Origin of the sequence: Micropruina sp. (assembly GCF_047602085.1) — a bacterium.
Taxonomy (GTDB): domain Bacteria; phylum Actinomycetota; class Actinomycetes; order Propionibacteriales; family Propionibacteriaceae; genus Micropruina.
In genome coordinates this window covers 65,528-92,283 of sequence record NZ_JASGID010000002.1, presented here as the reverse complement: position 1 = coordinate 92,283, position 26,756 = coordinate 65,528, and the positions used below count along the sequence as shown (strand labels likewise).

The following is a 26,756-nucleotide window of genomic DNA, read 5'->3' as shown; positions in this document are numbered from 1 at the left end:
ACGCTCTGAGTGACATTCACCGATCGAAAGACACTCTCATGGCAGGCGAAACCATCATCACGCTCGTCGGCAATCTGACCGCCGACCCCGAACTGCGCTTCACCCCGTCCGGGGCGGCCGTGGCCAACTTCACCGTTGCATCGACTCCGCGCACCTTCGATCGGCAGACGAGTGAGTGGAAGGACGGCGACGCCATGTTCCTCAACTGCTCGGTGTGGCGGCAGGCGGCCGAGAACGTCGCCGAATCGCTCACCAAGGGCATGCGGGTCGTCGTGCAGGGCCGGCTCAAGTCGCGCTCGTACGAGACCCGTGAGGGCGAGCGGCGCACCGTGTTCGAGGTCGAGGTCGACGAGGTCGGCCCGTCCCTGCGGTACGCCTCGGCGAAGGTCAGCCGCAATTCCGGCGGCGGTGGTGGCAACTACTCCGGCGGGGGCAACTACTCCGGTGGCGGCAACTCCGGCGGTGGTGGCAACTATTCCGGCGGCAACAACAGCGGCAACAGCGGCAACGACGCGTGGTCGTCCGGCGGCAACAACCGCTCGGCCGGCAACGATCCGTGGGCCTCGGCGCAGAACGACGAGCCGCCGTTCTGATCACCCGCGGACGGGCCCCGTCCGCACCCAGCAAGCAATGTCATTCCGGCTTCGGCCGGGCTCACTGAAAGGGAGCACCACAATGGCCCCACAGCAGCGCAAGCCTGTGAACAAGAAGAAGATCGCGCCGGCCAAGTCGGTGCGCATCGGCCACATCGATTACAAAGACACCGCGACCCTGCGCAAGTTCATCAGCGAGCGGGGCAAGATCCGCGCCCGCCGGGTCACCGGTCTGTCCGTGCAAGAGCAGCGCAAGGTCGCGATCGCCGTGAAGAACGCGCGCGAACTGGCCCTGCTGCCCTACGCCTCGACCGCTCGCTGACCAGAAGGGACGACAGCATGAAGCTCATTCTGACCGCCCCGGTCGACCACCTGGGCATCCCCGGCGAGATCGTCGAGGTGAAGGACGGCTACGGCCGCAACTACCTGCTGCCCCGCGGTTTCGCGATCAAGTGGACCAAGGGTGCCGAGAAGCAGATCGAAGGCATCAAGCGGGCGCGTGATGCTCGCGAGATTCGCAACGTCGAGCACGCCAAAGAGATTCGCAACCAGCTCGAGGCGCTCAGCGTCTCGCTGCCGGCCAACGCGGGCGACAGCGGCAAGCTGTTCGGTGCCGTCACCCCGGCCGACATCGTGCTGGCAGTGAAGAAGGCTGGCGGCCCGGCCGTCGACAAGCGCGCCGTCGAGATCGCCAAGCCGATCAAGACCGTCGGCAGCCACACGGTGGGCCTCAAGCTCACCAGCGGCGTGGTGGCGCACATCAACGTGGCGGTCGTCGCCGCCTGATCACCTGTTCGGTCGAGCCTGTCGAGATGCGTCTCGGCAGGCTCGATCGGCGTTCGGACCGATCAGGGCCGCGCCGGGCGTCGCAACCCAAAGCGTCCACGAGGGTCGCATAGGGTGAATCGGTGAATGATCCAGGGGTTCGTCGGCGCGTGTTCAACTGGGGCCGAATCGCGCTGATCGCCGGTGCCGTCGCGGCGCTGGTGGCAGTGACAGTCGGCGTCCGGGCGCTCTCGGCACCGGTCGAGCGGGCCGGCGTTCCGACCATTGCGGTGCCCTCGCCCAGCGGCACCAGGTTTACCAGTCCGTCGCCTTCGCCCAGCGCGTCCGGCACCGAGAGCGGCACTGCGTCGCCGTCGGCGACCGCGTCGGCGTCGGGCACGCCGAGCAGCAGCATCAAGGCCTCAGGTGACTTCGACTGGGCGACCACGACGGCCGCCGCGGCCGGTTCGCAGGGAAAGCTGTACCGCTACGCGGTAGCGGTGGAGAGTTCGGCCAAGCTGAAGGCCAACACCGTGGCCGGCACCGTCGCGGGCGTGCTCAACGACCCGCGCAGTTGGACCGGTGACGGCGAGGTGCGCTTCGCGCTGGTGCCGCAGTCGAAGGCCACCGTGAAGCTGTACCTGGCCAGTACCAAGACCGCAGCCACGCTGTGCGGCTCTGACGGCGAGGCCGACTTCACCTGCGTGAAGGGCGATGTGGTGGTGATCAACGCCGGGCAGTGGAAGACCGCCGCCGCGAGCTACGCCGGTGACCTCGACGGCTATCGCACGTTCTTGGTCAACCACGCCATCGGGCACCTGCTCGGGCAGCGCGAGGCACAGTGCGCGGGCTCGGGCAAGAAGGCACCGGTAATGCTGCAACAGGGCGCCGGGCTCGACGGCTGCACGGCGAACCCGTGGCCCTAGGGAAGCGCTGACTTCTCGTTGGTCGAGCTTGTCGAGACACGGCTGCACGGCGAACCCGTGGCCCTGGGGAAGCGCTGACTTCTCGTTGGTCGAGCTTGTCGAGACACGGCTGCACGGCGAACCCGTGGCCCTGGGGAAGCGCTGACTTCTCGTTGGTCGAGCTTGTCGAGACCTCGAATAGAGTGCCCTGACCAGGGGTTTCGACAGGCTCGACCAGCGGTGGTTGCGTTGATCAACACGTCGGTGAGGAAGCGCTGCCCGTTAGTGCTCGTGCGGGTCGGCCTCGGCGTCGGCCTGGGTGGCATGGACGGTGCCCGGAAGATGATCGGGTGGCCCGTAGAGGGCGTAGACCTTCAGCGGCTCGTCGCCGATGTTGGTCACGTTGTGCCAAGTGCCGGCCGGCACCAGGATCGCCCAGTCGTCCTGCACCTCGCGGCGGAACGGAAGGTCGTGCTCGGCGGGACCCATCTGCACCAGGCCGCGCCCCTGCTCGACACGCAGAAACTGGTCGTTCTCGGGATGCACCTCAAGACCGATGTCACCGCCGACCGGAATCGACATCACGGTGAGCTGCAGGTGGGCACCCGTCCACAGTGTGGTGCGGAAATTGTCGTTCGTGACGGTCTTTGACTCGATGTCGAAGACGTAAGGCTCTGTGCCACGATCCTTGCTGTACCGGACGGTCATCGGAAACTCCTCGGTTGGGGACGGAACCCATCCTTGCCGAGGGCGCCGACATTTTCGAGCCTTCTGCTGGGTTGGGGAAGCGCTGATTTTTCGCTGGTCGAGCGTGCCGAGACTTCGAACGGAGTGCTCTCACTAGGGGTTTCGACGAGCACAACCAGTGGTTGAGCTGGGCTGTCGCGTTGCCGCAGCGGTACCTGTGAGCTCTCGACACGCTCAACCAACGATTGATCGGTGTTTCCTTGGGTCCGGTACCGACTGATGAGCGGTGCAGCTAGGGTCGATTGCAGGGCAAGGAGGTCGGCCGTGGGCGATGTCGTTCGCACAGCAGTGGTGGTGGGTGCCGGGGCGATGGGGTCGGGCATCGCCGCCCAGCTCGCCAATGCCGGGGTCGTGGTTCGCCTGCTCGATGTGGTGCCCGACGGCGAGACCGACGACCGTTCGCGGCCGGCCCGCGAGGCCATCGCCCGCCAGGTGAAGGGTGGCGGCTTCATGCTGCCGGCGTTCGCCGATCGGGTGACTCCCGGCAATGTGGTCGACGATGTTGCCGCCTACGCCGAGGCGGACTGGGTGATCGAGGCCGTGTTCGAAGACCTCGCGGTGAAGCGCGAGCTGTACGCGAGCATTGAACGCAACCGTGGGGCGTCCACGATCGTCACCTCGAACACCTCGACCATTCCGCTGGCCCAGTTGGTGCACGGTCGTGACCCCGGTTTCACCGCCCACTTCGCCATCACCCACTTCTTCAACCCGCCCCGGCACCTGCCGTTGCTCGAACTGGTGGCGGGCCCGGGCACCGACCCGGCCGTGGTCGAGCGGCTGGTCGCCGCCGGCGATCACCAGCTCGGCAAGACGGTGCTGCGCTGTCGCGACACCCCCGGATTTCTGGCCAACCGCATCGGCAATTTCTGGATGGCTGTCGCGGCGTCCGAGGCGCTGCGCGGTGAGGTCGGCATCGAGACTGCCGATGCCGTGATGGCCAGGCATTTCGGCACCCCCCGCACCGGAGTGTTCGGCCTGTTCGACCTGGTGGGCATCAACCTGGTGCCGCTGATCTGGACCAGCTTTCTGCAGCTACTGCCGTCCGACGACGCCTATCACCGCTTCGACATCACCACCGACCCCACCTTCACCGGTCTGCTCGAGCGCGGGTTGGTCGGACGCCGCGCAGCCGGCGGCTTCACCCGGCGACGCACGACCGCGGACGGCCCGGTCGACGAGGTGCTGGAGGTCGCCGGCTTCAGCTACCGGCCCCGGCAGGTGCCCACCGACCCGGTGCTAAACGCCGAAGGCCTGCGGGCTGCGTGTGAGACCGATTCGGCCGGCGGCCGCTACGCCTGGGCGGTGCTGCGCGAATTGGTGGATTACTGCTGCGCGACGGCACCAGCGATCGCCGACCACGTCGAGCTGATCGATGCCGCGATGACGCTGGGGTACGCGTGGCAGGCAGGGCCGTTCGCGCTGGCCGGACAGGTGGGAGCCGATTGGCTGGTCGAGAGGTTTGAGGCCGAGGGACGTCCGGTGCCCCCGTTGCTGGCCCAGGCCCGCGAGGCCGGAGGGTTCCGGCCCGGCCCCGGTGTGGTGCTGGCGTCCGACGGGTCGGTGGTCGAGGTTGCTCCGGGGCCGCTGACGGTCAGGCAGGCAAGCCGGGTGCTGGCCGAGAACGACTCCGCGGCACTGGTCGACCTGGGGGACGGGGTGGCCTGCCTAACCCTGCGGACCAAGATGAACGTGTGCCAGCCGGGGCTCTTCGACCTGATCGATCGCGCGCTCGAACTGGGCCAGCAGCAGGCGTTCCAGGCCCTGGTGATCGGGTCGGACCACCCGCGGGCCTTCTCGGCGGGCGCCAACTTGAACGTGTTCGCCGGCCTGCTGGAACGCAACGACGCCGCCGAACTGCGGGCCTTCACCGAAAGTGGCCAGCAGGCGTTCGCCCGGCTGCGAGCGGCTGGGTTCCCGGTCGTGGCGGCGGCCCGCGGATTGGCCCTGGGTGGCGGCTGCGAACTGATGCTGGCCGCCCATCATGTCGTGGCGGCGGCCGAACTGTATGCCGGTTTTCCGGAACGCAGAGTGGGACTGATTCCGGCCTGGGGCGGCGTCACCCGCACGTTGATCCGGGCCTCGCTGAGTGGTGTTCCCGATGCTGCAGCCCGGGCGTTCGGGCTGGCGTCGTCGTGCACGATCAGCGGCTCGGCCTTCGAGGCCCAGGCCGAGGGGCTGCTGCTGGCGTCGGACGAGATCGTGTTGAACGGCGCCCGGGTGCTCGAGCGGGCCAAGGCGGCCGCACTCGAACTGGTCGGGGTCGAACGCCGCCCAGAACCAGTCTCGTACGCCTTGCACAGCCCGAGCCTGGAGCCGCTGGACGCGCCGTGGGCGAGCGCGTCCGCAACCGATCGGCGCATCGTGGCTGCGCTGGCCGCGATGTTGACCGGCGACGAACCGGTGACCGAGGCCGAATTGCTGCGCCGCGAACTCGATGTGGCGCTGGAGTTGGTGGTGCTGCCCGCCAACCAGGCTCGGATGCGCCACATGCTGGCAACAAATTCACCGTTGCAGAACTAGAGGAAGCGCTGATTTTTCGCTGATCGAGCTTGTCGAGACCTCGGCCATCACGCTGGGGCAAGGGGTTTCGACAAGCTCAACCAGCGGTGGTTGCGAAATCGGCGCTTTCCTAGGCCCCGACGGTGGAGCCTTGTCGGACCCCCTCCTGAACCGGACCCCGGCGCGCCGTTGTCCACAGAGTTTCCCACAGTCGGGGATAACTACACCCATGTGATTAGCAGGCCCTCGGGGTGGGTACCGTCCGACGTTGCACAGGTTCGGTTTCGTTGCTCAGGTTCAAACCTGAGCAACGAAACCAAACCTAGGCAACGTCCTTCCCGGGTAGAGCTTGTGCGCGTTGGTGATGATGTGGTCTGCCGGGCGGGGCGGTGATCAGCGCTGCTCCGAGTTCAGATCGTGGTGAGCGTGCCGCCGCTCTGCTTGCGGATCGTGGCGACCTTGTTCTTGGTGAAGACGTTGCCGACCGTCGCCAACGTGCCCTTGGTCTTGACCACGATGCCGTATGTGTTGTTGCTCTCGAAGGTGACCGGTGCGGTGACCCGTCCGCTGGTGCTCTTACCCGAGACCACCAGCCCGCTGGCCTTGTTGGAGCCGACCAGATTGCCGGTTCCGCTGACGGTGAGCTTCGACTTGCCGCTGACGGTGATGCCATCTGCGCGGCCTGCGGTGATCTGGTTCGCACTGGCGATGGTCAGCGTGCCCTTGCCAGATACCGAGACGTTGCTGCGCTTCGACGTGGTGATCGTGGAGCTCTGCATGGTCGCCGAACCCTTGGTGGGCACCGAGAGGCCGTAGCGGGACGTCCCGCTGATGCTCACCCGGGCGAGGTCGACCACGGTGCCCGAGCCGGAGGCCAGCACGCCGTTGTATCGGTTATCGCTGATCACGCTGTCGTGGATCGTGGCCTTTACCCCGGCAGTCGTCCCGACACCGTGCCGGCCGTTGTCAGACAGCGTGTTGTCCGACAAGGTGACCTCGACTGAACCCGTCAGCGAGGCGCCGCACACCTTGTTCGACGACATGCTGGTGCCGGTCACGGTGGCCCGTGCCGAAGAGACGCCGAGCCCGTGCCCGATCTTCCCGGTGGTTGATCCGGTCACCGCGAGACCGTTGCCGTCGAGGGTGCTGGCCTTGATCGTGCCGACCGCTCCACTGGACAACTGCAGGCCGTTGCGCCGGTTCTTGATCGCCCGGACTTCAGTGGCGTTGAGCGTGGACGCTTCGCCGAGGTACACGCCGTCCTTGGCGTTGGCGGTGCTGGTCACCTCCGACAAGGTGAGCTGGGTCTTGGCGTAGCCCACGATGCCGTTCTTCTTCGCATTGCGAACAGTGAGGTCGGCCATGTTCAGCGTGGACGTTTTGGAGCCGATCACGTTGGAGGCCTTGCCGGCGGCGTCCCAGATGCCGCCGAAGACGCCGCCGTTCACCCCGTTGAACCAAAGCAGTTGGTCGGCCGACTTGGTGAGCGTGACGGTCGTGCCCGACTCGGCGATCAGAAAGACGTTGTTGGCGACTTTGATCTGCTCAGAGACCTTGAGCGTGCCAGAGGGCAGGGCGATCACTCGGGGCTGGTCGGCACTGGCTGCGGTCTTGGCGGCGGCGGCCAACTCGCTGGTGACGTCACCGGTATGAGTGATTCGGGTCACCTGGTAGCTGCCATCGACGCCGAGCGCCGCGATGGATTCGCTGAGGCTGGCGGCATGCGCAGTGGGTGTGATCGCGAAGCCGGCTAGTGCGGTGGTCGTGGCGAGAACGGTTGCGAAGCGGCGGGGGCCACTGGACATCTGATTGGAGCCTTTCTTGCTCGGCCGATGCTGAAATCCCCCCCGTGTCTCCCGAAGGCAGCAGTGTAGGCGTTGTCGCGACGGCACCTGACCGACGTCCGACCGGCGGCCGACCTGCGCGATGAAGCTCCGGTACGTGTCGATACCGGCTTAGCTCCCGGCCCAACTCGACCAGCGAGGGGGCGCAGCTCTCAAGCCGGCACAGTCGGCAGCGGGGAACTCTTCCACAAGGCCGCGCGAGCCATTGCTAATATCTGATCAAATGATCAGATAAGAGGAGCGCTGATGAATACCGTCAAGGGCCTCGACGCGTGCGTGGTGATCAGCGTGCACCCCGAGAAGGTGCGTCTGGCCACCGGCAACGCTCCGGACGCCGACGAGCTGGCCCGGGTCAGCGCGGTGTTCAAGCTGCTCGGCGACCCGACCCGGGCGCGGCTGCTGTACGCCCTGCTCGAGGCCGGCGAACTGTGCGTGTGTGACCTGGCCGCCGCGACCGCCACCGCCGAGGCGACCGTCTCGCAGGCGCTGCGGCTGTTGCGCGCGTCCGGCGTGGTGACCGGGCGACGCGAGGGCCGCAACGTTTTCTACCGCCTGTCGGACGCCCACGTGAGGTTGCTGCTGGACGTCACCCGCGAACACATAACGCACGGTTCGCTGAGCGCGGATCAGCGCGTGCGATGAGCCACGTGCATGCGCACGGACACGCCGGGGCCGGAGGACGGCACCGCTGGCGCCTCGCGGTCGCGCTCGGCCTGGTGGCGGTGTTCTTCGTCGTCGAGTTGGCCGCCGGCGTGTTCTCCGGCTCACTCGCGCTGCTGTCGGACGCCGGCCACATGGCTGCCGACGTCACCACGCTGGGCGCGGCGCTGCTCGCGACCCGGCTGGCCTCGCGTCCCGACAGCACCGGACGACGCACCTTCGGTTCGTACCGGGCCGAGGTGTTCGCCTCGGGGCTGGCCGTGCTGTTGATGATCGGGGTCGGGGTCTACATCGCGATCGAGGCGGTGGCGCGGATCGGTGCGCCGGCCGAACCGGTCGCCGGGGTGATGCTGCTGGTGGGCGTCGTCGGGCTGGTGGTGAACGCGGCCTGCCTGGTGCTGCTGCGGCCCGGGGCCGGAGAGAGCCTCACCGTGAAGGGCGCCTATCTGGAGGTGATCGCAGATTCACTGGGCTCGATCGGCGTGATCGCGGCGGCCGTGCTGGTCGGTGCCACCGGCAGTGCCTGGTGGGACACGGTGATTGCCCTGGCCATCGCGTTGTTCGTGGTGGTGCGTGCGGTGCTGCTGGGTCGTGAGGTGCTGGCCGTGCTTGGCCAGCACGCGCCCGAGGGCATGGAACCCGCCGCCCTGACCGGGGCTCTGCTGGCCGTCGAGGGGGTGACCGAGGTGCACGACCTGCACGTGTGGCGGCTGACCTCCGGAATGGACGTCGCCACCGCCCACCTGGTTACCAGCGCCACGACAGCGCCCGGACCGGTGCTCGAGGCGGCCAGCAGCACCCTGCGCGAGCGGTTCGAGATCGCGCACGCCACCTTGCAGATCGAGGCGCAGGGAACGCCCGGCTGCCAGGGCGTGGACTGGTGAGAGTGCTCGGCTCGTAGCGTGTCGAAGCCTTGAGCGGCAGCCGCCTGTGGGCCTCTGAGGTCACTCGTGCGGCGCCACGTCCAAGGTCTCGGCCGGCTCGGCTGGGGCAAGGGTCTCGACTGGTCCAACCAGCGGGGTTGCGTCCCGCAGCCATTTCGCCAGCTCTGCCGGTTGCAGGCCGAGCGGACGGGCGTCGATCCGCATCGTCGTAGGGTCCGGCAGGGCGCCGCGCCACGGGCGCGGGCAGACCGTCCGCCGCACCGGCTGGGTGAAGCTGAGCAGCACTGACGAGTCGGACTCATCGACTGCTGTGCAGTGGCTGAGCCGTGCCTGTTCGCGGCCCCAAACCGTCTCGTGCAGCACCTCGTCGTCGACCAGCCACACCGCCGTGGCGTTGCGCCGGCCGGTGAGCGCCAGCGCGCTCAGGGCGCCGAACCAGGCTGCCGGAACCAGCAACAGCAGCGACCATGGCAGCCAGCGGCCGCCGGCCGTCAGGTCGGCGATCAGCACTCCGGCGCAGAGCAAGGCCAGGGCAGAGTCGATCGCCACCTCGAGCCGGTGCTCGCCGGGCCAGGCCTGCACGCCGGCCCCCACCCGGCCCTGCACGGTGGCGGTGCGCGCGGTCGGCTGCGTCGCGTGCCGCACCCGGGCTGCCGCCGTGATGAGCAGGGCAACGGCACCGGTCACGCCGAAGCCGGCCAGCAGCCAGGTGGTCGGTTCGCTGCGGGCCCCGATCGTCCACAGTGCCCAGACGGCCGCGAAAGCCAGCGCGGACGCGACCAGCTCGACCGCCGCCAGGCCGAACCGCTGGCCCGCAGGCACCGGCCGCACCGGCAGGTCGGGCAGCCGGCTCACGGCCCGGACAGGCCTTTTCGACGCCACCACTCGCCCCGGCTCGGCCCGGGTGCCGGCGATGGCTCGCGTGGGTGGCCGGGACGGCTCACGCGGGCCGTCGTCGCTGAACCGTCTGCCGCGCTCGGGGGTGCTGCGGGCGGCCGGGTTCGACATGCTGGTCACGGTAGTGGTCGGGGTGCGGCTCGCACGTCCGGTCTTGTTCGTGGCCAGCACCAGTGTGCGCCGCTCGTCCTGCTCGACGCTGGGGTATTGGTGGTGCTGGGCGGCGGCAATGTGCAGGTGACCGGGTTGCCGTTCGAGGTGCCACCCGACCGGCGCAGAGGGCCACCCAGAGGCGGGCGAATCAATTTCGAACACACGTTGTCACAATGGTCACAACTGTTCGAAAAGTGTCAGAGGCGGCGCCTAGCGTTGCAGGCATGGAGAACCGCCTCGAGCATCACAGCGACGCCGCGCTGGTCGGCATGATCGACGCGGCTCTGACCGCTCTCACCGACGGCCGGCTGCGTCTGTCCAACGACGAGCAGCGGCTGCAGTTGCTGAGTGAGGCGGTGCGCCTCGGCTCGCGGGTGCAGGCCTGGCAGCAGGCGCTGGCAGCCGGTATCGAGGCCGACGAAGTGGCCCTTCGGGCGTACAACACACCAACCGGCACCTGGCTGGCCGACGCGACGCGGCTCACCCGGCGTGAGGCGCAACGACTGGTGAAGGCCGGGCAGGGGCTGGCTCAGTTTCCGACCCTCGGGGCGGCGGCGTTGCGTGGCGAGGTCTTGGCCGGGCAGGCCGAGTCGATCACCAGTGTGCTGGCAGACCTGCCCCGTGACCTCGAACCGGCGGAGGTTGCCCGGGGCGAGAGGCATCTGATCGAGTTGGCCCAGACGCACAACAGTGCCGAGTTGCGCCGGTTGTCGGGTCACTTGCTCGAGGTGCTCGCCCCCGAGACCGCCGATGCGTTGGAGGGTGCCGCGCTGCAGCGGCAGTTGAAGCGAGCGCAGGCCGGACGCTTTCTCGACCTGCGCGACGACGGGCAGGGCTCGACCGTGATTCGAGGCAGTCTGCCCACCGTCGATGCCGAACCGTTTCGGCTGCTGCTCGACAGCTACGCAGCCCAGCTCAAGCGGGGGTTCGAAGCGCTCGACCCGTTGCAGCCGGCACCGACCGCCGGTCAGCGACGAGCGGAAGCCCTGACCCGGCTGGTCGACCGGCACCAGCAGTTGTCGTTGGCCCCGGTGATGGGTGGCGACCGGCCGCGCATCGTGGTCACCGTGTCGTACGACAAACTGCGGCAACAGGCAGTCGATGCCGGCCTGCTCGGCACCATCACCGCTACCGGCGCGAGGGTCTGCGCCCACACGGTGCGACGGCTGCTGTGTGACGCAGAGGTGTTGCCCGTCGTGCTCGGAGGGCCTTCCCAGATACTCGATGTGGGCCGCGCCGAACGCCTCGTCACGCCCCCGATGCGGGTGGCACTGCACCAACGTGACCAGGGCTGCGTCTTCCCCGGTTGGGATACTCCACCTGAGGCCTGCCATGCCCACCACATCGTGCCGTGGCTGCAGGGCGGACCCACCGCCCTGTCGAACCTGGTGCTGCTCTGCCCGCACCATCATGCGCTGATCGAACCCGGCAGCGATCCGGCCGCCGACCGGTGGAGCCTCACCCTGCGCGACGACGGAGTGAGCGAGATCCGGCCACCACGCCGGGCCGACAAAGAACAGAGACCTCGGGTACACGCCCGCTTCCTCACCCGCCGACGTACCTGAGACAAATCCTCCTGCCGAAGGGTCTTAAGGAGTTCGACCGGTGGGCGAGGCGTGCTGCGCTCCACCACCGGTGGTTGAGCTACGTCGAAACCCCTTGCCGAAGACGCATATCCGAAGTCTCGACATGCTCGACCAGCGGTTGGTCGGGTTGATCAGCGCGAGCCTTCTTAGGGGGTGGCGGCCAGGTACACCCAGCGGCCGCCGCGCCGCACAAAGGCCGAGCGTTCACTCTGGCTGCCGTGGTCGTGCCCGGCCACCCAGTGGGCGGTGAACCCGACGATGCCCATCTGGTCGTCACAGGTGCCGTCCACCCGTTCGGTGATCGCAAGGCCCACCCAGTCGCGGTTGACGAGGCGCAGGGTTTCGGGACGGGTGCGCGGGTGCCAGGTGCGCAACAGGTGCTCAGAGTCGCCCAGGGCGAAGGCGGTGTAGCGCGATCGCATCAGCTGCTCGGCCGTGGCGGGCCAGGCCTCCCGGCGCAGGAATGGTGCGCAGCAGTCGCCGAAGCTGCTCCCGCCGCAGGGGCAGGCGGCGTTGCCAGGCAGCGTGGTCACGCCCGGCCCGGCCCAGCGAGCTTGTCGCCGAGCGACTCGATGCCGTTGATCACCCCGCCAGCCTAGACAGTGCTGATCATCGCCGCTCCAGCGCGTCGAGACCGCCGAGTTCAGCGCGCTGGGTCGAAGATTCGCGGAGACTTCCCACACCGCGGCGGACGAAGTGCCCGGGGATGTCGAGCCGACGATTCGACGCTTTCGCACCCGGTCGGCGCACGAAGCGATTGCCAGTCTGTGCAGCGAGGTTCGAACTCAACCACGGTTTGATCGGCACCCTCTTGTCGTGCACGCGGAGAAATGCGCGTATTGGTCTGGGCCTCCGTCGCGGTTCGGTCTCGGCGCGCAGAAACGAGCGTTATGGCTTGCCACGCCGCCGCCATAACGCTCGTTTCTGCGCGGCGGGTTCGGCGGAGGGTGACGGCCGCCCTGATAACGCACGTATCGCGGCGGGGCTCCGAGACGCAGAGCTGCACGCAGGTCTCGACGTGCTGTGACCAACGACGACCGGCGCTTCTCTACGCTGAGCCGCATGAACGTCAGAATCGAGTCGGCGGGTGACTTCGAACGCAGCGTGTACGACGGACGGGCCGCCGCCTACGACCGGCTGATCGGAGCCCGCTGGTACAACCGGCTGCTCTGGGACACCTCTCCCGACGATTACGCGGCGTTCGCACGCGAGGCGGTGGCCTCGGCCCGGGGACCGCTGCTCGAGGTGGCCGCCGGTACGGCCCGTGCCAGCGCCGAGTCGTTTCGGGCCAGCGACCGCACGATCGTGGTCACCGACCGCTCGCGCGACATGCTCAACCACGCGGCCGCTCATATCGCGGGGGAGGGGCCGTTGCGGCCGGGGATCAGGTTCGTGCAGGCAGACGCCTTCGACCTGCCATTCGGGTCTGGGGGCTTCGACACCGTGCTGTGCCTCGGCTTTCTGCATCTGGTGGACGATCCGGTGAGCTTCGTGAACGGACTGCGTGCCCAGGCCCGGCCGGGCGGACGGGTGTTCGTCAGTTCGCTGGTGGCCGCGACCGTCGTGGGCGCCCACTACCTCAGCCTGCTGCACCGGCTGGGCGAGGTTGCCACCCCGCGCACCCCCGCTGAAATTGGCCGACTTGTTCGAGGTGCCGGTGCGCCGGCGCGGGTCGATGGCCTACCTGGTGCTCGCCGCGTGACAATCGGTGCAGCGAGCCTCGACCAAGGGAAACGCTGATCATTCGCTCGTCGAGCTTGTCGAAACCTCGATTTGAGTGCTTTCGCTAGGGGTTTCGACGTCGAGGGTGCAAATGCAAGCTCAACCAGCGGTGGGCGCATTGATCAGTACCTCCCAAGGCCCGTCGCTTGATCGAAGCCGGCCTGATCGACGCCGGCCTGATCGACGCCGGCTCGACCGCACAGTTCCGACCCAGTGAATGCACAGTGTCGACCCAGCCCGGCGAGCGCGGTTGCGGCGTAGAATCCCGGGCATGGCCGACACCCGCACGTTCAACCCCGCGATCAACGCGGTGGGCGAGGCGATCCGCGCAGCGCTCGGCGAGGACGTGCGTCCGGTGTTACCCGGCGAGACGCCTGCGCCAACGTCCCGCAAGACGGACGAGGCCACGCCGCCGGTCACCACGGTGCGCACGTTCACCTTCGGCACCACCGCGAAGAAGCCGGAGTGACCGGTCGAACCCAGCCCGGGCAAGGCCGATAGTCGCAAGGCACCACCCCGTCGTCGAAGCGAGCGTAAGGGCCTCGACACGCTCGACCACCCAGGGCAACTTGACCACCAGGCTGGTCTCAGCCAGTGATCTTGGGCAGCAGCACCGTCGACTCGTCGTCGTCGGCCGGTTCGTCGGGCGGGCTCGTCTCACCGGGCAGCCGCACGATGAACTCGGCGCCGCCCTCGGCCGAGCGCCCGGCCTTCACCCAGCCGCCATGAGCCTTGATGGTCGCCGCCACGATCGACAGGCCGAGGCCCGAGCCGGGGTCATTGCGAGCCGACGGCGATCGCCAGAAGCGGTCGAACACATGCGGTAGCTCGTCGTCGGGAATGCCGGGCCCCTGGTCTGAGATGCGCAGCCGGTCGCCCTCGAGCAGCACATGAATCGTGCCGCCCGGTGGCGAGAATTTGACCGCGTTGTCGAGCAGGTTGGTGATCGCCCGTTCCAGCGAGTCGGGCTCGCCGACCAGAAACAGCGGATTCAGCTCCACGTCGAAGGTGAGCGATGGTCCGCGCCGCTTGGCCCGGGCGATGGATGAGTTGATCACGTCACGCAGGTCGATCGGTTCGGGGTGGGGCTCGACGACGTCCTCTCGGCTCAGATGCACCAGGTCGCCGACCAGTGTGGTGAACTCGCCCAACTGGCCGGCGATGTCGCGCAGAATGTCGCTGCGGGCGCCTTCGGGCAGCATTCGGCTGCGCTCGTCGGCGACCAGCAGCTCGACATTGGTGCGCAGCGAGGTGAGCGGGGTGCGCAGCTCGTGACCGGCGTCGGCGATCAGCCGCTTCTGCCGCTCTCGCGACGACTCCAAGGTGCCCAGCATGGTGTTGAACGAGCGTCCGAGTTCGGCCAATTCGCCCGAGCCGTCCACTGTGATGGGTGTCAGGTCGTTGGTGTCGGTGATCCGGGTGGCGGCCTCGGTGAGCCGCTGCACCGGACGGATCGCCGACCGGGCGATCACGAAACCGATGGCGCTCGACACCGCGGCGCCGAGCACGCCGAACAACACCAGCGACCAGGCCAGGGTGCCCATGATGTTGTTGGTGGCCTGCAGCGGCCGGCCCAGCACCAGGGCGAACTTCTCGGTGGACGACTGGAACGGCACGGCCACGATGCGGTACGGCTCGCCGGTGGACGACACGCCGGTGCGGGCCGATGACCCTTGTTGACGCCTGGCCACCGACAATTCCTGGGGGCCGGGCACCAGCGACACCTTCTCGCCGGGCAAGGTGGTGGGCCGGCCGTCGGACCGAATCAGCATGACGGTGACGTTGGCCGCCTTGAGCGCGTTGGTGTCGAGGCCACCCATGCCCTCGATGTCGACCGCCACCCAGTCGGCGGTGACGGCGGCCACATCGACCAGTTCGCCGTCGAGCTGGTTGTACACGGTGACGTTGGTGATCAGCCACGCCGCGACGCCGGTGACCGCGACGGCGGAGGCCACGGCGGCGGCCACCAGCACGGCGAGGCGGTTGCGCAGCGACCGCTCCCGAAGCGACAACAGCCGGGTCAGCCAACCGTTCACGGGGGCGTCTCGCGCAGCACGTACCCGATGCCGCGGACGGTGTGAATCAGCCGGCTCTCGCCCTCGCCCTCGGTCTTGCGGCGCAGATAGCCGATGTAGACCTCAAGAGAGTTCGCGGTGGTGGGGAAGTCGAAACCCCACACCTCGTTGAGCAGCCAGCCGCGTTCCAGCACCTTGCGGGGGTGTTCGAGAAACGTCTGCAGCAGCGCGAATTCGGTGCGGGTCAGGCTGATCCGCCGACCGGCCCGCTGCACCTCGCGGGTCTGGGCATCGAGCGACAGGTCGCCGAAGGTGAGCAGCTCGCTGCCCGTATGCTCCACGGCGACCGGCTTCGAGCGGCGGGTCAGCGCCCGCAGCCGGGCCAGCAACTCATCGAGCGCGAACGGCTTGGCCAGGTAGTCGTCGGCGCCGGCGTCGAGGCCGTCCACCCGGTCGCCGACGGCGTCGCGGGCGGTGAGCACCAGAATCGGCACGTCGTTGCCGGTGGAGCGCAGCATGCGGGTGGTTTCGAGCCCGTCGAGCCGGGGCATCATCACATCCATGATCACGGCGTCCGGACGCAGCGCAGACAGCCGGGCGAGTGCCTCGAGCCCGTCGCCGGCGGAGGTCACCTCGTAGCCCGAGTACTGCAGCGAGCGGGCCAGTGAGTCACGAACGGCCTGATCATCGTCGACAACGAGGATGTGCATGGGATCAGCCTGCCACGTTCGCCCCGGCGAGTGCCGCACGAACGACACCCAACGGCTCAAGTCGTCAGTTCGCGGACGCGCCGCAGCACCCCGGGCATCGCCGCCTCGACTGCGGCCAACGTGCCCGCGAAGCCGGACTCCGAGCCGTACCACGGGTCGGGGACGCCCGATCCCGGCTCGGCGCCGGGGTCGAAATCGGTCAGCAGCGCCAGGTTGTCGGCATCGGGCGCCAGCCGCCGCAGGTGGCGCAGATGCAGGGGTTCCATCGCGATCACCAGGTCGGCCTCGCGCACCTCCTGCGCCGTGACCCGGTGTGCCCGGTGGCCGCCGGTGGTGTACCCGGCACGAGCCAGCACGCGCTGCGCTCGGGCGTCGATCGGCTCACCCAGCTCTTCGCTCGACACCCCCGACGAGATGAACGACACGCCGGTCAGTCCCTCGCGTTCGGCCCAGCCCCGGGCCACCCGCTCGGCCATCGGCGAGCGGCAAATATTGCCCCAGCAGACGAAATTGACCGTCGCCACCTCAGCGGTTCACTTCGCTCTTGGAGGTGAACGACGAGTTCAGAATGAACGACACCACCGACACGATGAGTGCACCCCAGAAGGCCGACCAGAAGCCGTCCACGTGCCAGCCGAGGTTCAACTGGTCGGCCACCCACGAGGTGAGCCACAGCATCAGCGCATTGATCACCAGCAGGAACAGCCCCAGCGTGATCAGCAGCAGGGGTGCCGTGGCGAACGCGAACAGCGGCTTCACCAGTGCGTTCACGGTGCCGAAGATGATCGCAACGGCGAGAATGCCGACCAGGGCGTCCTGCGGTTCTCGCTCGCGCATGCTGATTCCCGGGATCACCCAGGTGGCGAAGGCCAGTGCCGCAGCGCTGAACAGAAACCGGATGACCATGGCGGCAATTGTGTCATGCCAGACTTCTACCATCGAAGCCTCGACCGAAAGCTGGCCCCGACGTGAACCTGCGCAACCGCCACTTCTTGAAAGAATTGGACTACCGCCCCGCCGAGTGGAAGCGGCTGCTGCAACTCGCCGCACAACTCAAGCGGGCGCGTCGCGACCGGGTTGAGCACAAGCGGCTGGAGGGTTTGACGCTGGCGCTGATCTTTGAGAAGCCGTCGACCCGCACCCGGTCGTCGTTCGAAGTGGCGGCCTACCATCAGGGGGCCAACGTCAGTTACTTCGACGAGACCGGCGCCCACATGGGGCACAAGGAGTCGATCGCCGACACCGCCCGGGTGCTGTCGCGGTTCTACGACGGCATTCAGTACCGCGGCTCGCGGCAGCAGATCGTCGAGACGCTGGCGCAACACAGCTCGGTGCCGGTGTGGAACGGCCTGACTGACGAGTGGCACCCCACCCAGAGCCTGTGCGACATGTTCACCATGCGTGAGTCCTCCGGGCTGGACGACCGCGACATCAGCTTCGCCTACGTGGGTGACGCCCGGTTCAACCAGGGCCGGTCACTGCTGATCGCCGGGGCGATGATGGGCATGGACGTGCGCATCGTCGCGCCGCCGGCGCTGCAGCCCGACCCCGACCTGGTGGTCACCGCGCGGCGGATCGGGGCCGGCACCGGCGCCCGGGTGGGCGTCACCGACGACGTGGCCGCGGTGCGCGGGGTCGATTTCGTGCACACCGACATCTGGGTGTCGATGGGTGAACCGAAGCAGGTGTGGTCACAGCGCATCGACCTGCTCACCCCGTACCGGGTCACCACCGAACTGCTGGAGCGCACCGAGAACCCCGAGGTGAAGTTCATGCACTGCCTGCCCAGCTACCACGACCTCGACACCACGGTCTCGCAGCAGATTCTGGCCGAGACCGGCAAAGAGGTGTTCGAGGTCACCGAAGAGGTCTTCGAGTCACCGGCCTCGCTGGTGTTCGAGCAGGCCGAGAACCGGTTGCACACGATCAAGGCGATCCTGGTGGCCACGCTGGCCGGCTGAGCGGTACCGCCCGCCGTCCGGGCGGCGACGTGTGCCCTACTTTTTCTTGATCGTCACCGGAATGCGCACCGTGGTGCCCGAGTCGTACGCCTTCAGCACCAGCGTGGCCCGTTGTGGCTTCACCCAGCCCGGAACGCGCACCGAGACGGTGGCTTGGCCGTCGTTCACGTCGCCGAAGCCGACCGGCGCGATGCCCATGCCCCACCAGGTGCGCTGTTTCACCTCAAGCCAGGCGATCACGTTGTCGTTGGCCACGCCGTTGGTCTTGAAGTCCAGGGTGTCCTGCGCCAGGGCGTCCTGCGGAACGCCGAGGGTGAACGTCACCTTCTTCTTGAGTTTCAGCCGGGTCGGCAGTTTGTGCACCGATACGGCGCGCAGGGCGAACGACGGGCTGATGGTGCCCTGGTCTTTGATCCAGCCCACCCACGACTCGAGGTCGGCGCGGCCGGCATCTTTGGTGTTGACGCCTTTCGCGATCTCGCGGAAGTTGTCGCCGCCGGCGATCAGGAACGAGCCCGACGCGATGGTGTAGAGCCGCTTGGGCTTGATCGGCTTTCCGCCGACCGAGATGGACGTGATCCGCGACCCCTCGGGCAGCGACGCATCGTAGGTGTAGCTGACGTTCTTCGACAGGCCGAGTTGCAGATAGGGCCGGCTGGGCACGTCGCCGGCCGAGTCGCGCTGCCACTGCTGTTCGAGCACCGTCTTGACCTGAGCGCCGGTCAACTGGGTGGTCATCAGCGAGTTCGCGAAGGGCAGAATGGCGGCGGCCTCCGCATAGGTGATCTCACCGGAGTTGAAGTCGGCGCGGTTGCCGCCCGGGTTCTGCATGCCGATGACGTACTTGTCGCCGTCGCCCAGCACATCGGCGAACATCTGCGCCACCAGGTTCGACATGGTCGACTCGCGCGCCCGGTCGTCACCGCTGATCGTTCCGTCGTCCTTGAAAATGAGCGCCCGGCTGATCGGTTCGGTGGCCGTGCCGATCACCTGCTGGCCGATCTCGGTGCCCTTGGCGATGGCCGCATCGACGATGGTCTTGGCCTCGACCACCCGGGGGTAGGTGGCCAGCAGGTCGCTGACCGGCGTGCTGGTCACCGGAAGCACCGTGGCGGCATAGCTGCAGGTCGCGCCGGTGCTGGCGTCGAGGGCGAGATTCACCCGGCCGACGTTGCCCGCGTAGCTTCCGGCCTGGAGCAGCGGACGGGTGCCGGCCCCGTTGGGCGCGTCGTAGGAGTACACCTGATGGGTGTGCGCGTTGATCACCACCTGGGCACTCTCGTCAAGATTGTTGACGATGTTCGCGAACGCCGTCGACTGCGCCACGTTCTGCGCCAGCGTCTGGGTTCCGTTCGGGGCGCCCTCGTGAATGACCACGATGACCACGTCGGCCTCGCCGTTGGCGGTGTTGCCGTCCTTGAGGTCGGTGATCACGCCGTTGACCGCCGTGATCGGGTCGGTGATGGTCAGCCCGGTCAGGCCGGCCGGGCTGACCAGGCTCGGCAGGTCGCCGGTGACGGCGCCGACGATGCCGACGCGAAGGCCCTGCTTCTCGACCACTTCGTAGCCGGGCAACACCGACGTGCCGGTGGCGGTGCTGACCACGTTGGCACCCAGGTAGGGAAAATTGACCTCCGGGTCGATGCGATCGCGCAGGTCGGGCCAGCCCTGGTCGAATTCGTGGTTGCCGACCGTCGAAGAGGCAAGATCAAGGGTGTTCAGCAGTTCGATCGTCGGTTCGTCGTTTTGAATGAACGATGCGAACAGGCTCGCCCCCACATTGTCGCCGGCCGAGATCACCAGGGTGTTGGCATCGCCGGCAGCGGCGCGCTGCTCTTCGATGGTGCCGATGAAAGCGACCGTGTCGGGGCTGCTGGCCGCGATCCGTCCGTGAAAGTCGTTGAACGTGAGCAGAGTGAGCGGCGTTGTCGTTTCGCAGACCGCGGTGGGCAGGGCGGCGGCCGCGCCGGGGTTGACCACGCACGAGGCGAGGGTGGTGGCGATGGCGATTCCGACCGTGGCCTTCATCTGAACTCCTCTGGTTCGACGGCTCCCTCCCCCTGACAACTCCTGCATTCTTGGCCGGTCGTTGCGCAACACGCAAGGAGTTGCTGTGTAACGGCTGAGTCACGGTGCGCCGATCGGCGTCGGCCCCGCAGCGCGAGAACTTGCCGCAGCGAGAGGTTTCGGCGAGCGCCACCAGTGGCGATGCCGGTGATCAGCGCCCGAGCACACCCAGACTGTGCAGCCAGGCCCGGGTGTCGGCGTCGTCGACCCACTGATGCGCCGTCCAGCCCGCCTGCTGGGCGCCGAGCACGTTCTCGGGCCGGTCGTCGACGAAGGCGATCTGCTGCGGCGCCACCCCCAGGTCGGCGGCCGCGTGGTCGTAGATCGCCCGCTTCGGCTTGGCCGAGCCGATCAGCGCCGACACGTACACGCGGTCGAGGTGCCGGCGCCACGACGCGGCCTCGATGGCGGCGCCCAGGGCGACCGGCGCGTTCGACAGCAGCGCGGTGACCACGCCGGACGCCTTGGTGTCGGCCAGCAGGGCCTCGGCCTCGGGACGAATCCGGGTCCAGATCGTGGCGTCGGTGGTGGCCAGCAGCCGGACGGTCTCGGCACCGTCCGGCAGGCCGAGCCCGGTCAGGATCGGCCCCCAGTAGTCGGCGTCCGGGGCGCCTTCGTCGTAGGCCTGGCGGTCTGTGCAGTAGCCGGCGGCGAAGGCGTCGGCGCTCACCCCGAGCAGGCCGGCGGGGTGGGAATGGATGTCGGGCGGCGAGGCCAGCACCTGGCCCAGATCGAAAACGACGGCGCGGATCATGGGTGCCATGATGGCCCCATGACGACCTGGATCGGCGGCACCCCCGACCGTCCGGCGCGCTTCTTCTCCGGCCCGGACGCGTTCGACGCCTGGTTGGCCGAGCATCACGCCACGCAAACCGAGTTGTGGGTGGGGCTGTTCAAGAAGCACGCCGCCGATCGCGGCCTGACCTGGGCCGATGCGGTCCCGGTCGCGCTGTGCTGGGGCTGGATCGACTCGGTGCTGCACCGCATCGACGACGACACCGTGCGCCAGCGCTGGACGCCGCGCAAGCCGACCAGCAACTGGAGCAAGGTCAACATCGCGCTGGTCGCCGAACTCACCGCCCAGGGCCGCATGCGACCACCCGGCATCGCCGCGTTCGAACGCCGCCGGCTCGACGACCCCGGCTACAGCTACGAGGTCGACGGCCTGCACCTGCCGGCCCGGTACGAGGCGCGGCTGCGGGCCGATGCCGCCGCTGCCGACTTCTTCTACCGGCGGGCCACCGCCTCGTACCGGCGGGTCTGCATCGGCTGGGTGCTGCAGGCCAAGACCGCGGCCACCCGCGACAAGCGCATGGCTGAACTGATCGTCGACTCCGCCGCCGGACGGCTGATCAGAACGCAGCGCTACGGAACCCCACCCACGTGGGCGCGGCCGGTGGCCGAGCCTGTCGCGACCCAGTCGGACAACCCTGCCGAGGAGGCACCATGAAACAGGTCGTGATCGTCGGTGGCGGGCACAACGGGCTGACCGCAGCCGCCTACCTGGCGCGAGCCGGGGTCGAGGTCACCCTGCTCGAGCGCCTCGACGCCATGGGCGGCGCGACAATCTCGTCCGATGCCTTCGAGGGGCTGGACGCGCGCCTGTCGCGCTACTCCTATCTGGTCAGCCTGCTGCCGCGGACGATCGCCGACGACCTGGGCCTGGACGTCTCGCTGGTGCGGCGGCGCTACTCGTCCTACACCCCGGTGCCCGGCACCGACCGGGGGCTGCTGATCGACAACGAGGACTGGGCGGCGACCTGCGACTCGTTCGCATCGGTCGGCGCGGCGGCCGACGCCACCCGGTTCGCCGACTTCTACCGCCGCATCGCCCGCTTCGCCGGGGCACTGTTCGACACCGTCACCGGGCCGCTGCCGAGCGCAGCTGAGGCCCGTGGCCTGCTGGGCGAGGACTGGGACGAGTTCGTGGAGCGTCCGATCGGCGAGGTGATCGAGGCGTCGGTGGGCCACGATCTGGTGCGCGGGGTGATCGCCACCGATGCGCTGATCGGCACCTTCACCAACCTGAACGACTCCACCGACGGCAACCGCTGCCTGCTCTACCACGTGATCGGCGGCGGCACCGGCGACTGGGACGTGCCGGTGGGCGGCATGGGAGCGGTGTCGGGCGGGCTCGAACGCGCCGCGCGGGCGGCCGGCGCCCGGCTGGTCACCGGCGCCGAGGTCACCTCGATCGACCCCGACGGGGCGGTCGGCTACGTGATGGACGGGCAGCAGCACCGGCTCACCGCCGATCTGGTGCTGTGCGGCGCGGCCCCGGACGTGCTGGCCGGGCTGCTCGGCGAAGCGCCGGCGGTGCGGGCCGAGGGCGCCCAGGTGAAAGTGAATCTGCTGCTGCGCCGGCTGCCCCGGCTGCGGCAGCCCGGCGTGCTGCCGCAGGCAGCGTTCGGCGGCACGTTCCACATTCACGAGACGCTCAACCAACTGATCGGCGCACATGCCGCCGCGCTGGCCGGGGCGGTGCCCGACCCGCTGCCGGCCGAGATCTACTGCCATTCGCTGGCCGATCCGTCGATTCTGGGTCCGCGATTGCAAGCGGCCGGCTTCCAGACCCTGACCCTGTTCGGCCTGCAGGTGCCCGACCGGCTGGTCGACTCGTTCGGCAACGACCGGTTGCGCGGCGTGCTGCGTGACGCCGCCCTGGCCAGCCTCGATTCGGTGCTGGCCGAGCCGATCGAGTCGCTGCTGGCCACCGACGTCCACGGGCAGCCCTGCATCGAGGTGAAGACCACCCGCGATCTCGAGCACGCACTGGACATGCCCGGCGGCAACATCTTTCACGGGCCGCTGTCGTGGCCGTGGGCCGAGGACGAACCCCTCGACACCCCGGCCCGGCGCTGGGGCGTGGCCACGGCGCACGACAAGGTGCTGCTGTGCGGGGCGGGGGCGCGGCGAGGTGGCGGCGTGTCGGGCATCGCCGGGCAGAACGCGGCGATGGCCGCGCTCGAGATGCTGGAGTGAGCTGGGCAGTGAACGGTTTTCGCTGTTTCGGCACTGGCGACCCGCTGTACGAGGCCTACCACGACCATGAGTGGGGGGTGCCGCCGGGGTCGTCTGCCGACGAGCGGGAGCTGTTCGAGCGACTCAGCCTCGAGGCGTTCCAGTCGGGGCTGTCGTGGATCACGATCCTGCGTAAGCGCGAGGCGTTTCGGGCCGCGTTCGGGGGCTTCGACCCGGCGGTGGTGGCAGGTTTCGACCAGGACGACGTGCAGCGGCTGCTGGGCGATCCGGGCATCGTGCGCAACCGGCTGAAGATCGAGGCCACGATCGGCAATGCGCGGGCGTTGCTGGCCCTGCACGAGCGAGGGGAGCGGCTGGCGGATGTCTTCGACGCGCACCGTCCGGAGCCACGCGTGGTGCGTCCGGTGTCGTTCGCCGAGGTGCCGGCCTCGACGGTGCAGTCGGCGGCACTGGCCAAGCAACTGAAAAGGTTGGGGTTCCGGTTCGTCGGCCCCACCACGGCGTACGCGGCGATGCAGGCATTGGGGTATGTCGACGACCACCTCGCCGGGTGCCCGGTCGTTCTCTAGGGAAACGCTGATGCTCGCTGGTCGAGCTTGTCGAGACCTCGGGTATGCCGCTGGGGCAAGGGGTTTCGGCCAGCTCAACCAGCGGTGCCAGCTCAACCAGCGGTGCCAGCTCAACCAGCGGTGATTGTCGTGCTCAGCCCTGCTCGGGGCTGCCGCGCAATTGCAGGCTCATCTCTTCGGCGTCCACCACGGCCATGGCCTGGGCCAGCATGCGGGCATCGAACACGCCGTCGTCGCGGGCATCCAGCAGCGCTGCGCGCTGGGCGGCCAATAGGTCGAGCTGCAGCCGCTTCTGGGGCCGGCCGGGCACCCGGGCCCGCTCGTGCTCGGCCACCTGCTTCATGAAGCCGAGCAGGCGTTCGCGCTCGTCGTGCTCGGCCTGGACGTCGTCCGCGGTCGGGGGCGGGCTGAGCCGCTTGACCACCAGCGGCAGCGTGAGGCCCTGAATCAGCAACGAGCCGCCGGCCAAGAAGAAGGCCACCAGCAGCAGCGCCGGACGGCTCGGGGTCGTGGTGGGCAGCGTCTGCGCGGCGGCCAGCGAGACCGCGCCGCGCATGCCCGCCCAGGCCAGCAGGCCACCCTCGCGAGCCCCGATCGGCTGGCTGACCAGGTAATCGACGGTGGCCCGCTGCCGTCGCATCATCGTGCGCAGGCGATCTATGCGTTCGGCGTTCCAGCGCTCCCGGGCCTGCTGGTCGGCGCCTTCGAAAACCGGACGGCGCAGCCCGAGCCTCAGCCGTCGCAACCAGCCGGGAGGGCTCGCGACGTCACCCAGAATCTGTTGCCGCAGCTCGGCCGGGTCATGCTCGGGGTGAGCGGTGCGCGCGGCGATGTAGCGCTCGAGGTCGTCGAAGCGTTGCTGTCGGTTTTGCTGGCGCGCCGTGCGGCGCGTCGCCGACTGCACGAGGGTGATCACGTAGCCGCTGCGAATCAGCACGGTTAGCAGCCACCCTGTCGTCGCGACCCACAAGATCGTGGCCAGCGCGCCCGGAGCGTGCGATCCGTCGTTGATCAGCGCATGCAACTGCAGACCCATCAGCAGGAAAATGCCGCTCTCGAGCACCAGTTCGACCGTCTTCCAGTTCTGGCTGTCTGACAACCGAGCGTGCGGGGTCAGCATGCGCGGTGCCGCGTAACCACAGACCAGGCCGGCGATGACGGCCGCCACCAGTCCAGACGCGCCCACCTCTTCGGCCGGCACGGCGGCCAGAAACGGCGCGGCGTACGAGATCAGTGTCGACACCGTCGGATCGCTGGTGCGGGCCCGCAGCCACAGGTTCAGCCAGCCGGCGGCGAAACCGATCAGGGCGGCGACGCCGAGCGCCCACAGAAAGTCGACCAGCACCGAGCCGAGCGCCACCGTGCCGGCTGCCGCGGCCACCGCCGAGCGCAGCAGCACCAGTGCGGTGGCGTCGTTGAGCAGGCTCTCGCCCTCGAGCATGGTCAATACACGGTGTGGCACTCCGACCCGGCGGGCAATCGCCGTGGCGACGGCGTCGGTGGGGCTCACGATCGCCCCCAGCGCCACGCCCCAGGCGAAGGAGGTGTTCAAGGTCACCGAGAAGAACCACCCCAACGCCAGGCTGCTGACCAAAACCAGGGTGATCGACAGGCCGGCGATCGAACGCAACTCACGCCGAAAATTCATCGACGGCATCGAGACCGCCGACGAGAACAGCAACGGCGGCAGCACGCCGATCAGAACCCACTCCGGCTCAATTTCGAACTCGGGAACGCCGGGCAGAAAGCCCACCAGTGCGCCGAGCACCACCAGCAGCAGCGGCGCAGCCACCCGAGTCAGGTTGCTGAGCCCTGAAATACCGGCGATGCAGAGCAGCCCCAGGGTGATCAGGCTGACGACCAGTACGGGGTTCACGTTGCCTTCTAGGCGATGCCGGCCAGCTCGACCCGGGTGCGCAGAAAGCGGCCGAAGTGCGGCACGGTGAACGCGATCCGGCCGCGCTCGCTGGCGTAGACCAGGCCCTTCTTGATCAGCGCGTCGCGCGCCGGTGACAGCGACTGCGGTTTGCGGCCCAGTATCTCGGCCACGCGCGCCGACGGCACCGCGCCCGAGTCGTCCGGGTCGGCCTCGGCCATCGCGTGCAGGTACTCCCGTTCGGCGGCCGTCGCGCGTTCGAGCCGGGAGCCGAAGAAGCCGACGGCCAGCTCGTGCTCGGCCTCGGGTACGGCCACCGCAACGTCATCGGTGTCGATCGGGGTGCCGGGGGCCTGATCCCACACCACCTTGCCGTAGGCCTGCACGAAGTAGGGGTAGCCGCCGGTCACCCGGTACATCTCGGCCAGCGCCGCCGGGGTGAAGGCGGCCCCCTCGTCGGCAGCCGGCGCGGCCAGTGCCAGATCGGCCGCGTCACGGTCGAGTCGATCGATGCGCGCATAGCCGAACAGCCGCTCCGAGTACGATTTCGACGCGCTGAGCACCGCCGGCAGATGGGGCAGCCCGGCCCCGACAACGATCAGCGGCAGCCCTTGCTGGCCCAGTTCGTGGCAGGCGGCGCACAGGGCGGAGACGTCGTCGGGCCCCAGGTCTTGCAGCTCGTCGATGAAAACGGCCACGCCGCGGCCCTGGTCGGCGGCTAGGCCGGCCACGTCGGTGAACAGCTCGACCAGGTCGATCTCGATGTCGCCGGAGTCGGCCCGGCCGGTCACCGACGGTGCGGTGATGCCCGAGTTCCAGCGGTCGTAGGCCTTGGTGTTCGCCGGTGCCGCGCGTTCGACGAATGCCTTCAGCGTCGACAGCACCGCCGTGGCGTCGGGGTGGCCCAGTTCGCGAATCGCCACGTGCAGTGCCGCGCCCAGTGGACGGCGCAGCCCCTGGTCGGGCCGCGCCTCAAGCTTTCCGGTGCCCCAACCGGCGCGCACCGCCAGCGACCGCATGGCGTTGAGCAGCACGGTCTTACCCACGCCGCGCAGCCCGACCAGCACGATCGAGCGTTCCGGACGGCCCTTGGCCACGCGTTCGAGCACGAACCGGAACGCGTCGAGCTGCGCATCTCGCCCGGCCAGTTCGGGCGGACGCTGGCCGGCGCCGGGGGCGTAGGGGTTTCTGATCGGGTCCATGATCGGACTGTATGACCCTGTCTAGCCCTGAGCGCAGATTGGGGCAGAGTGTCGCAGACGAATCGTCCGGGCGTCGCCGGCGCAGCGAGAGAAATGCTGATCAACCCACCCCGAAGGGT

Annotated in this window: 26 protein-coding genes; 14 read left to right on the top strand and 12 right to left on the bottom strand. The window is 68.6% G+C overall.

What is annotated here, in order from left to right; all coding sequences use genetic code 11:
- Positions 1-38 precede the first annotated feature (38 nt).
- From QM721_RS01260 to QM721_RS01245, 4 genes are all read left to right on the top strand, one after another.
- Positions 39-593, top strand: coding sequence for a single-stranded DNA-binding protein (locus QM721_RS01260; RefSeq protein WP_415118195.1), 555 nt, complete (start codon positions 39-41; stop codon positions 591-593).
- Between the two features lie 82 nt (positions 594-675).
- Positions 676-915, top strand: a complete 240-nt coding sequence (gene rpsR / locus QM721_RS01255; RefSeq protein WP_415118193.1) for a 30S ribosomal protein S18 — start codon at positions 676-678, stop codon at positions 913-915.
- Positions 916-932: 17 nt separating this feature from the next.
- Entirely contained in the window at positions 933-1,379 is a 447-nt protein-coding gene (rplI, locus tag QM721_RS01250) for a 50S ribosomal protein L9 (protein WP_415118191.1), read from the top strand.
- Between the two features lie 122 nt (positions 1,380-1,501).
- Positions 1,502-2,284 (top strand): DUF3152 domain-containing protein, encoded by a 783-nt coding sequence (locus QM721_RS01245; RefSeq protein ID WP_415118189.1) that lies wholly within the window; start codon positions 1,502-1,504, stop codon positions 2,282-2,284.
- A gap of 261 nt (positions 2,285-2,545) precedes the next feature.
- Here QM721_RS01245 and QM721_RS01240 read toward each other — a convergent pair whose 3' ends face one another.
- Complete coding sequence (locus QM721_RS01240) at positions 2,546-2,971, bottom strand: cupin domain-containing protein (RefSeq protein ID WP_415118187.1); 426 nt, start codon at positions 2,969-2,971, stop codon at positions 2,546-2,548.
- 303 nt (positions 2,972-3,274) lie between these two features.
- On the opposite strand from QM721_RS01240, the gene QM721_RS01235 reads away from it, so the two are divergent.
- Positions 3,275-5,530: a 3-hydroxyacyl-CoA dehydrogenase/enoyl-CoA hydratase family protein gene (locus QM721_RS01235; protein ID WP_415118185.1), complete on the top strand. Its 2,256-nt coding sequence runs from the start codon at positions 3,275-3,277 to the stop codon at positions 5,528-5,530.
- A gap of 389 nt (positions 5,531-5,919) precedes the next feature.
- Here QM721_RS01235 and QM721_RS01230 read toward each other — a convergent pair whose 3' ends face one another.
- Entirely contained in the window at positions 5,920-7,314 is a 1,395-nt protein-coding gene (locus QM721_RS01230; RefSeq protein ID WP_415118183.1) for a right-handed parallel beta-helix repeat-containing protein, read from the bottom strand.
- Positions 7,315-7,599: 285 nt separating this feature from the next.
- On the opposite strand from QM721_RS01230, the gene QM721_RS01225 reads away from it, so the two are divergent.
- On the top strand, positions 7,600-7,995 hold the full coding sequence (locus QM721_RS01225) for an ArsR/SmtB family transcription factor (protein ID WP_415118181.1): 396 nt from the start codon (positions 7,600-7,602) through the stop codon (positions 7,993-7,995).
- Complete coding sequence (locus tag QM721_RS01220) at positions 7,992-8,897, top strand: cation diffusion facilitator family transporter (protein ID WP_415118179.1); 906 nt, start codon at positions 7,992-7,994, stop codon at positions 8,895-8,897. Before QM721_RS01225 ends, QM721_RS01220 begins: the two co-directional genes overlap by 4 nt.
- A gap of 60 nt (positions 8,898-8,957) precedes the next feature.
- Here QM721_RS01220 and QM721_RS01215 read toward each other — a convergent pair whose 3' ends face one another.
- The gene (locus QM721_RS01215) at positions 8,958-10,109 is read right to left on the bottom strand and encodes a hypothetical protein (RefSeq protein WP_415118177.1); all 1,152 of its coding nucleotides are present in this window, start codon (positions 10,107-10,109) and stop codon (positions 8,958-8,960) included.
- 62 nt (positions 10,110-10,171) lie between these two features.
- Here QM721_RS01215 and QM721_RS01210 point away from each other — a divergent pair, with 62 nt between their 5' ends.
- Positions 10,172-11,512, top strand: a complete 1,341-nt coding sequence (locus QM721_RS01210) for a DUF222 domain-containing protein (RefSeq protein WP_415118175.1) — start codon at positions 10,172-10,174, stop codon at positions 11,510-11,512.
- 167 nt (positions 11,513-11,679) lie between these two features.
- On the opposite strand, the gene QM721_RS01205 is transcribed toward QM721_RS01210, so the two are convergent.
- Positions 11,680-12,066, bottom strand: coding sequence for a YchJ family protein (locus QM721_RS01205; RefSeq protein ID WP_415118173.1), 387 nt, complete (start codon positions 12,064-12,066; stop codon positions 11,680-11,682).
- Positions 12,067-12,595: 529 nt separating this feature from the next.
- Here QM721_RS01205 and QM721_RS01200 point away from each other — a divergent pair.
- Both QM721_RS01200 and QM721_RS01195 read left to right on the top strand, forming a co-directional pair.
- Positions 12,596-13,273, top strand: a complete 678-nt coding sequence (locus QM721_RS01200) for a class I SAM-dependent methyltransferase (protein ID WP_415118171.1) — start codon at positions 12,596-12,598, stop codon at positions 13,271-13,273.
- Positions 13,274-13,526: 253 nt separating this feature from the next.
- Positions 13,527-13,724, top strand: a complete 198-nt coding sequence (locus QM721_RS01195; protein ID WP_415118169.1) for a hypothetical protein — start codon at positions 13,527-13,529, stop codon at positions 13,722-13,724.
- Between the two features lie 118 nt (positions 13,725-13,842).
- Here QM721_RS01195 and QM721_RS01190 read toward each other — a convergent pair whose 3' ends face one another.
- From QM721_RS01190 to QM721_RS01175, 4 genes are read right to left on the bottom strand one after another with little or no spacing between them, the layout of a single operon-like run.
- Positions 13,843-15,291: an ATP-binding protein gene (locus tag QM721_RS01190; protein ID WP_415118167.1), complete on the bottom strand. Its 1,449-nt coding sequence runs from the start codon at positions 15,289-15,291 to the stop codon at positions 13,843-13,845.
- Positions 15,288-15,980, bottom strand: coding sequence for a response regulator transcription factor (locus tag QM721_RS01185; RefSeq protein ID WP_415118165.1), 693 nt, complete (start codon positions 15,978-15,980; stop codon positions 15,288-15,290). Before QM721_RS01185 ends, QM721_RS01190 begins: the two co-directional genes overlap by 4 nt.
- A gap of 56 nt (positions 15,981-16,036) precedes the next feature.
- Positions 16,037-16,504: a low molecular weight protein-tyrosine-phosphatase gene (locus QM721_RS01180; protein ID WP_415118163.1), complete on the bottom strand. Its 468-nt coding sequence runs from the start codon at positions 16,502-16,504 to the stop codon at positions 16,037-16,039.
- Position 16,505: 1 nt separating this feature from the next.
- A complete protein-coding gene (locus QM721_RS01175) occupies positions 16,506-16,886 on the bottom strand; it encodes a phage holin family protein (RefSeq protein WP_415118161.1) in 381 nt (126 codons plus the stop codon).
- A gap of 62 nt (positions 16,887-16,948) precedes the next feature.
- Here QM721_RS01175 and argF point away from each other — a divergent pair, with 62 nt between their 5' ends.
- Positions 16,949-17,941 carry an ornithine carbamoyltransferase gene (gene argF / locus QM721_RS01170; RefSeq protein WP_415118160.1) on the top strand — a complete coding sequence of 331 codons (993 nt, stop codon included), beginning with the start codon at positions 16,949-16,951 and terminating at the stop codon, positions 17,939-17,941.
- A 36-nt stretch (positions 17,942-17,977) separates the two neighbouring features.
- Here argF and QM721_RS01165 read toward each other — a convergent pair whose 3' ends face one another.
- Together QM721_RS01165 and QM721_RS01160 are read right to left on the bottom strand one after the other, a co-directional pair.
- A complete protein-coding gene (locus QM721_RS01165; protein WP_415118158.1) occupies positions 17,978-19,969 on the bottom strand; it encodes a bifunctional metallophosphatase/5'-nucleotidase in 1,992 nt (663 codons plus the stop codon).
- Between the two features lie 190 nt (positions 19,970-20,159).
- Entirely contained in the window at positions 20,160-20,762 is a 603-nt protein-coding gene (locus tag QM721_RS01160) for an HAD family hydrolase (RefSeq protein ID WP_415118156.1), read from the bottom strand.
- A gap of 18 nt (positions 20,763-20,780) precedes the next feature.
- On the opposite strand from QM721_RS01160, the gene QM721_RS01155 reads away from it, so the two are divergent.
- The 3 genes from QM721_RS01155 to QM721_RS01145 are packed head-to-tail and all read left to right on the top strand — an operon-like array spanning position 20,781 to position 23,559.
- On the top strand, positions 20,781-21,458 hold the full coding sequence (locus QM721_RS01155; RefSeq protein ID WP_415118154.1) for a YdeI/OmpD-associated family protein: 678 nt from the start codon (positions 20,781-20,783) through the stop codon (positions 21,456-21,458).
- Positions 21,455-22,990, top strand: a complete 1,536-nt coding sequence (locus tag QM721_RS01150; RefSeq protein WP_415118152.1) for a phytoene desaturase family protein — start codon at positions 21,455-21,457, stop codon at positions 22,988-22,990. The genes QM721_RS01155 and QM721_RS01150 overlap by 4 nt, the downstream gene beginning before the upstream one ends.
- Entirely contained in the window at positions 22,987-23,559 is a 573-nt protein-coding gene (locus QM721_RS01145) for a DNA-3-methyladenine glycosylase I (protein ID WP_415118150.1), read from the top strand. Before QM721_RS01150 ends, QM721_RS01145 begins: the two co-directional genes overlap by 4 nt.
- A 133-nt stretch (positions 23,560-23,692) precedes the next feature.
- Here QM721_RS01145 and QM721_RS01140 read toward each other — a convergent pair whose 3' ends face one another.
- Both QM721_RS01140 and QM721_RS01135 read right to left on the bottom strand, forming a co-directional pair.
- Positions 23,693-25,435: a cation:proton antiporter gene (locus tag QM721_RS01140; RefSeq protein ID WP_415118148.1), complete on the bottom strand. Its 1,743-nt coding sequence runs from the start codon at positions 25,433-25,435 to the stop codon at positions 23,693-23,695.
- 8 nt (positions 25,436-25,443) lie between these two features.
- A complete protein-coding gene (locus tag QM721_RS01135) occupies positions 25,444-26,637 on the bottom strand; it encodes an ATP-binding protein (RefSeq protein ID WP_415118146.1) in 1,194 nt (397 codons plus the stop codon).
- Positions 26,638-26,756: the final 119 nt, after the last annotated feature.

Excerpts from the sequence above, each read along its gene's own strand:
- QM721_RS01260 (WP_415118195.1), top strand. The coding sequence starts at position 39 with ATGGCAGGCGAAACCATCATCACGCTCGTCGGCAATCTGACCGCCGAC.
- rpsR (WP_415118193.1), top strand. The coding sequence starts at position 676 with ATGGCCCCACAGCAGCGCAAGCCTGTGAACAAGAAGAAGATCGCGCCG.
- rplI (WP_415118191.1), top strand. The coding sequence starts at position 933 with ATGAAGCTCATTCTGACCGCCCCGGTCGACCACCTGGGCATCCCCGGC.
- QM721_RS01240 (WP_415118187.1), bottom strand. The coding sequence starts at position 2,971 with ATGACCGTCCGGTACAGCAAGGATCGTGGCACAGAGCCTTACGTCTTC.
- QM721_RS01230 (WP_415118183.1), bottom strand. The coding sequence starts at position 7,314 with ATGTCCAGTGGCCCCCGCCGCTTCGCAACCGTTCTCGCCACGACCACC.
- QM721_RS01225 (WP_415118181.1), top strand. The coding sequence starts at position 7,600 with ATGAATACCGTCAAGGGCCTCGACGCGTGCGTGGTGATCAGCGTGCAC.
- QM721_RS01220 (WP_415118179.1), top strand. The coding sequence starts at position 7,992 with ATGAGCCACGTGCATGCGCACGGACACGCCGGGGCCGGAGGACGGCAC.
- QM721_RS01210 (WP_415118175.1), top strand. The coding sequence starts at position 10,172 with ATGGAGAACCGCCTCGAGCATCACAGCGACGCCGCGCTGGTCGGCATG.
- QM721_RS01200 (WP_415118171.1), top strand. The coding sequence starts at position 12,596 with ATGAACGTCAGAATCGAGTCGGCGGGTGACTTCGAACGCAGCGTGTAC.
- QM721_RS01195 (WP_415118169.1), top strand. The coding sequence starts at position 13,527 with ATGGCCGACACCCGCACGTTCAACCCCGCGATCAACGCGGTGGGCGAG.
- QM721_RS01185 (WP_415118165.1), bottom strand. The coding sequence starts at position 15,980 with ATGCACATCCTCGTTGTCGACGATGATCAGGCCGTTCGTGACTCACTG.
- QM721_RS01175 (WP_415118161.1), bottom strand. The coding sequence starts at position 16,886 with ATGGTCATCCGGTTTCTGTTCAGCGCTGCGGCACTGGCCTTCGCCACC.
- QM721_RS01165 (WP_415118158.1), bottom strand. The coding sequence starts at position 19,969 with ATGAAGGCCACGGTCGGAATCGCCATCGCCACCACCCTCGCCTCGTGC.
- QM721_RS01160 (WP_415118156.1), bottom strand. The coding sequence starts at position 20,762 with ATGATCCGCGCCGTCGTTTTCGATCTGGGCCAGGTGCTGGCCTCGCCG.
- QM721_RS01155 (WP_415118154.1), top strand. The coding sequence starts at position 20,781 with ATGACGACCTGGATCGGCGGCACCCCCGACCGTCCGGCGCGCTTCTTC.
- QM721_RS01150 (WP_415118152.1), top strand. The coding sequence starts at position 21,455 with ATGAAACAGGTCGTGATCGTCGGTGGCGGGCACAACGGGCTGACCGCA.
- QM721_RS01135 (WP_415118146.1), bottom strand. The coding sequence starts at position 26,637 with ATGGACCCGATCAGAAACCCCTACGCCCCCGGCGCCGGCCAGCGTCCG.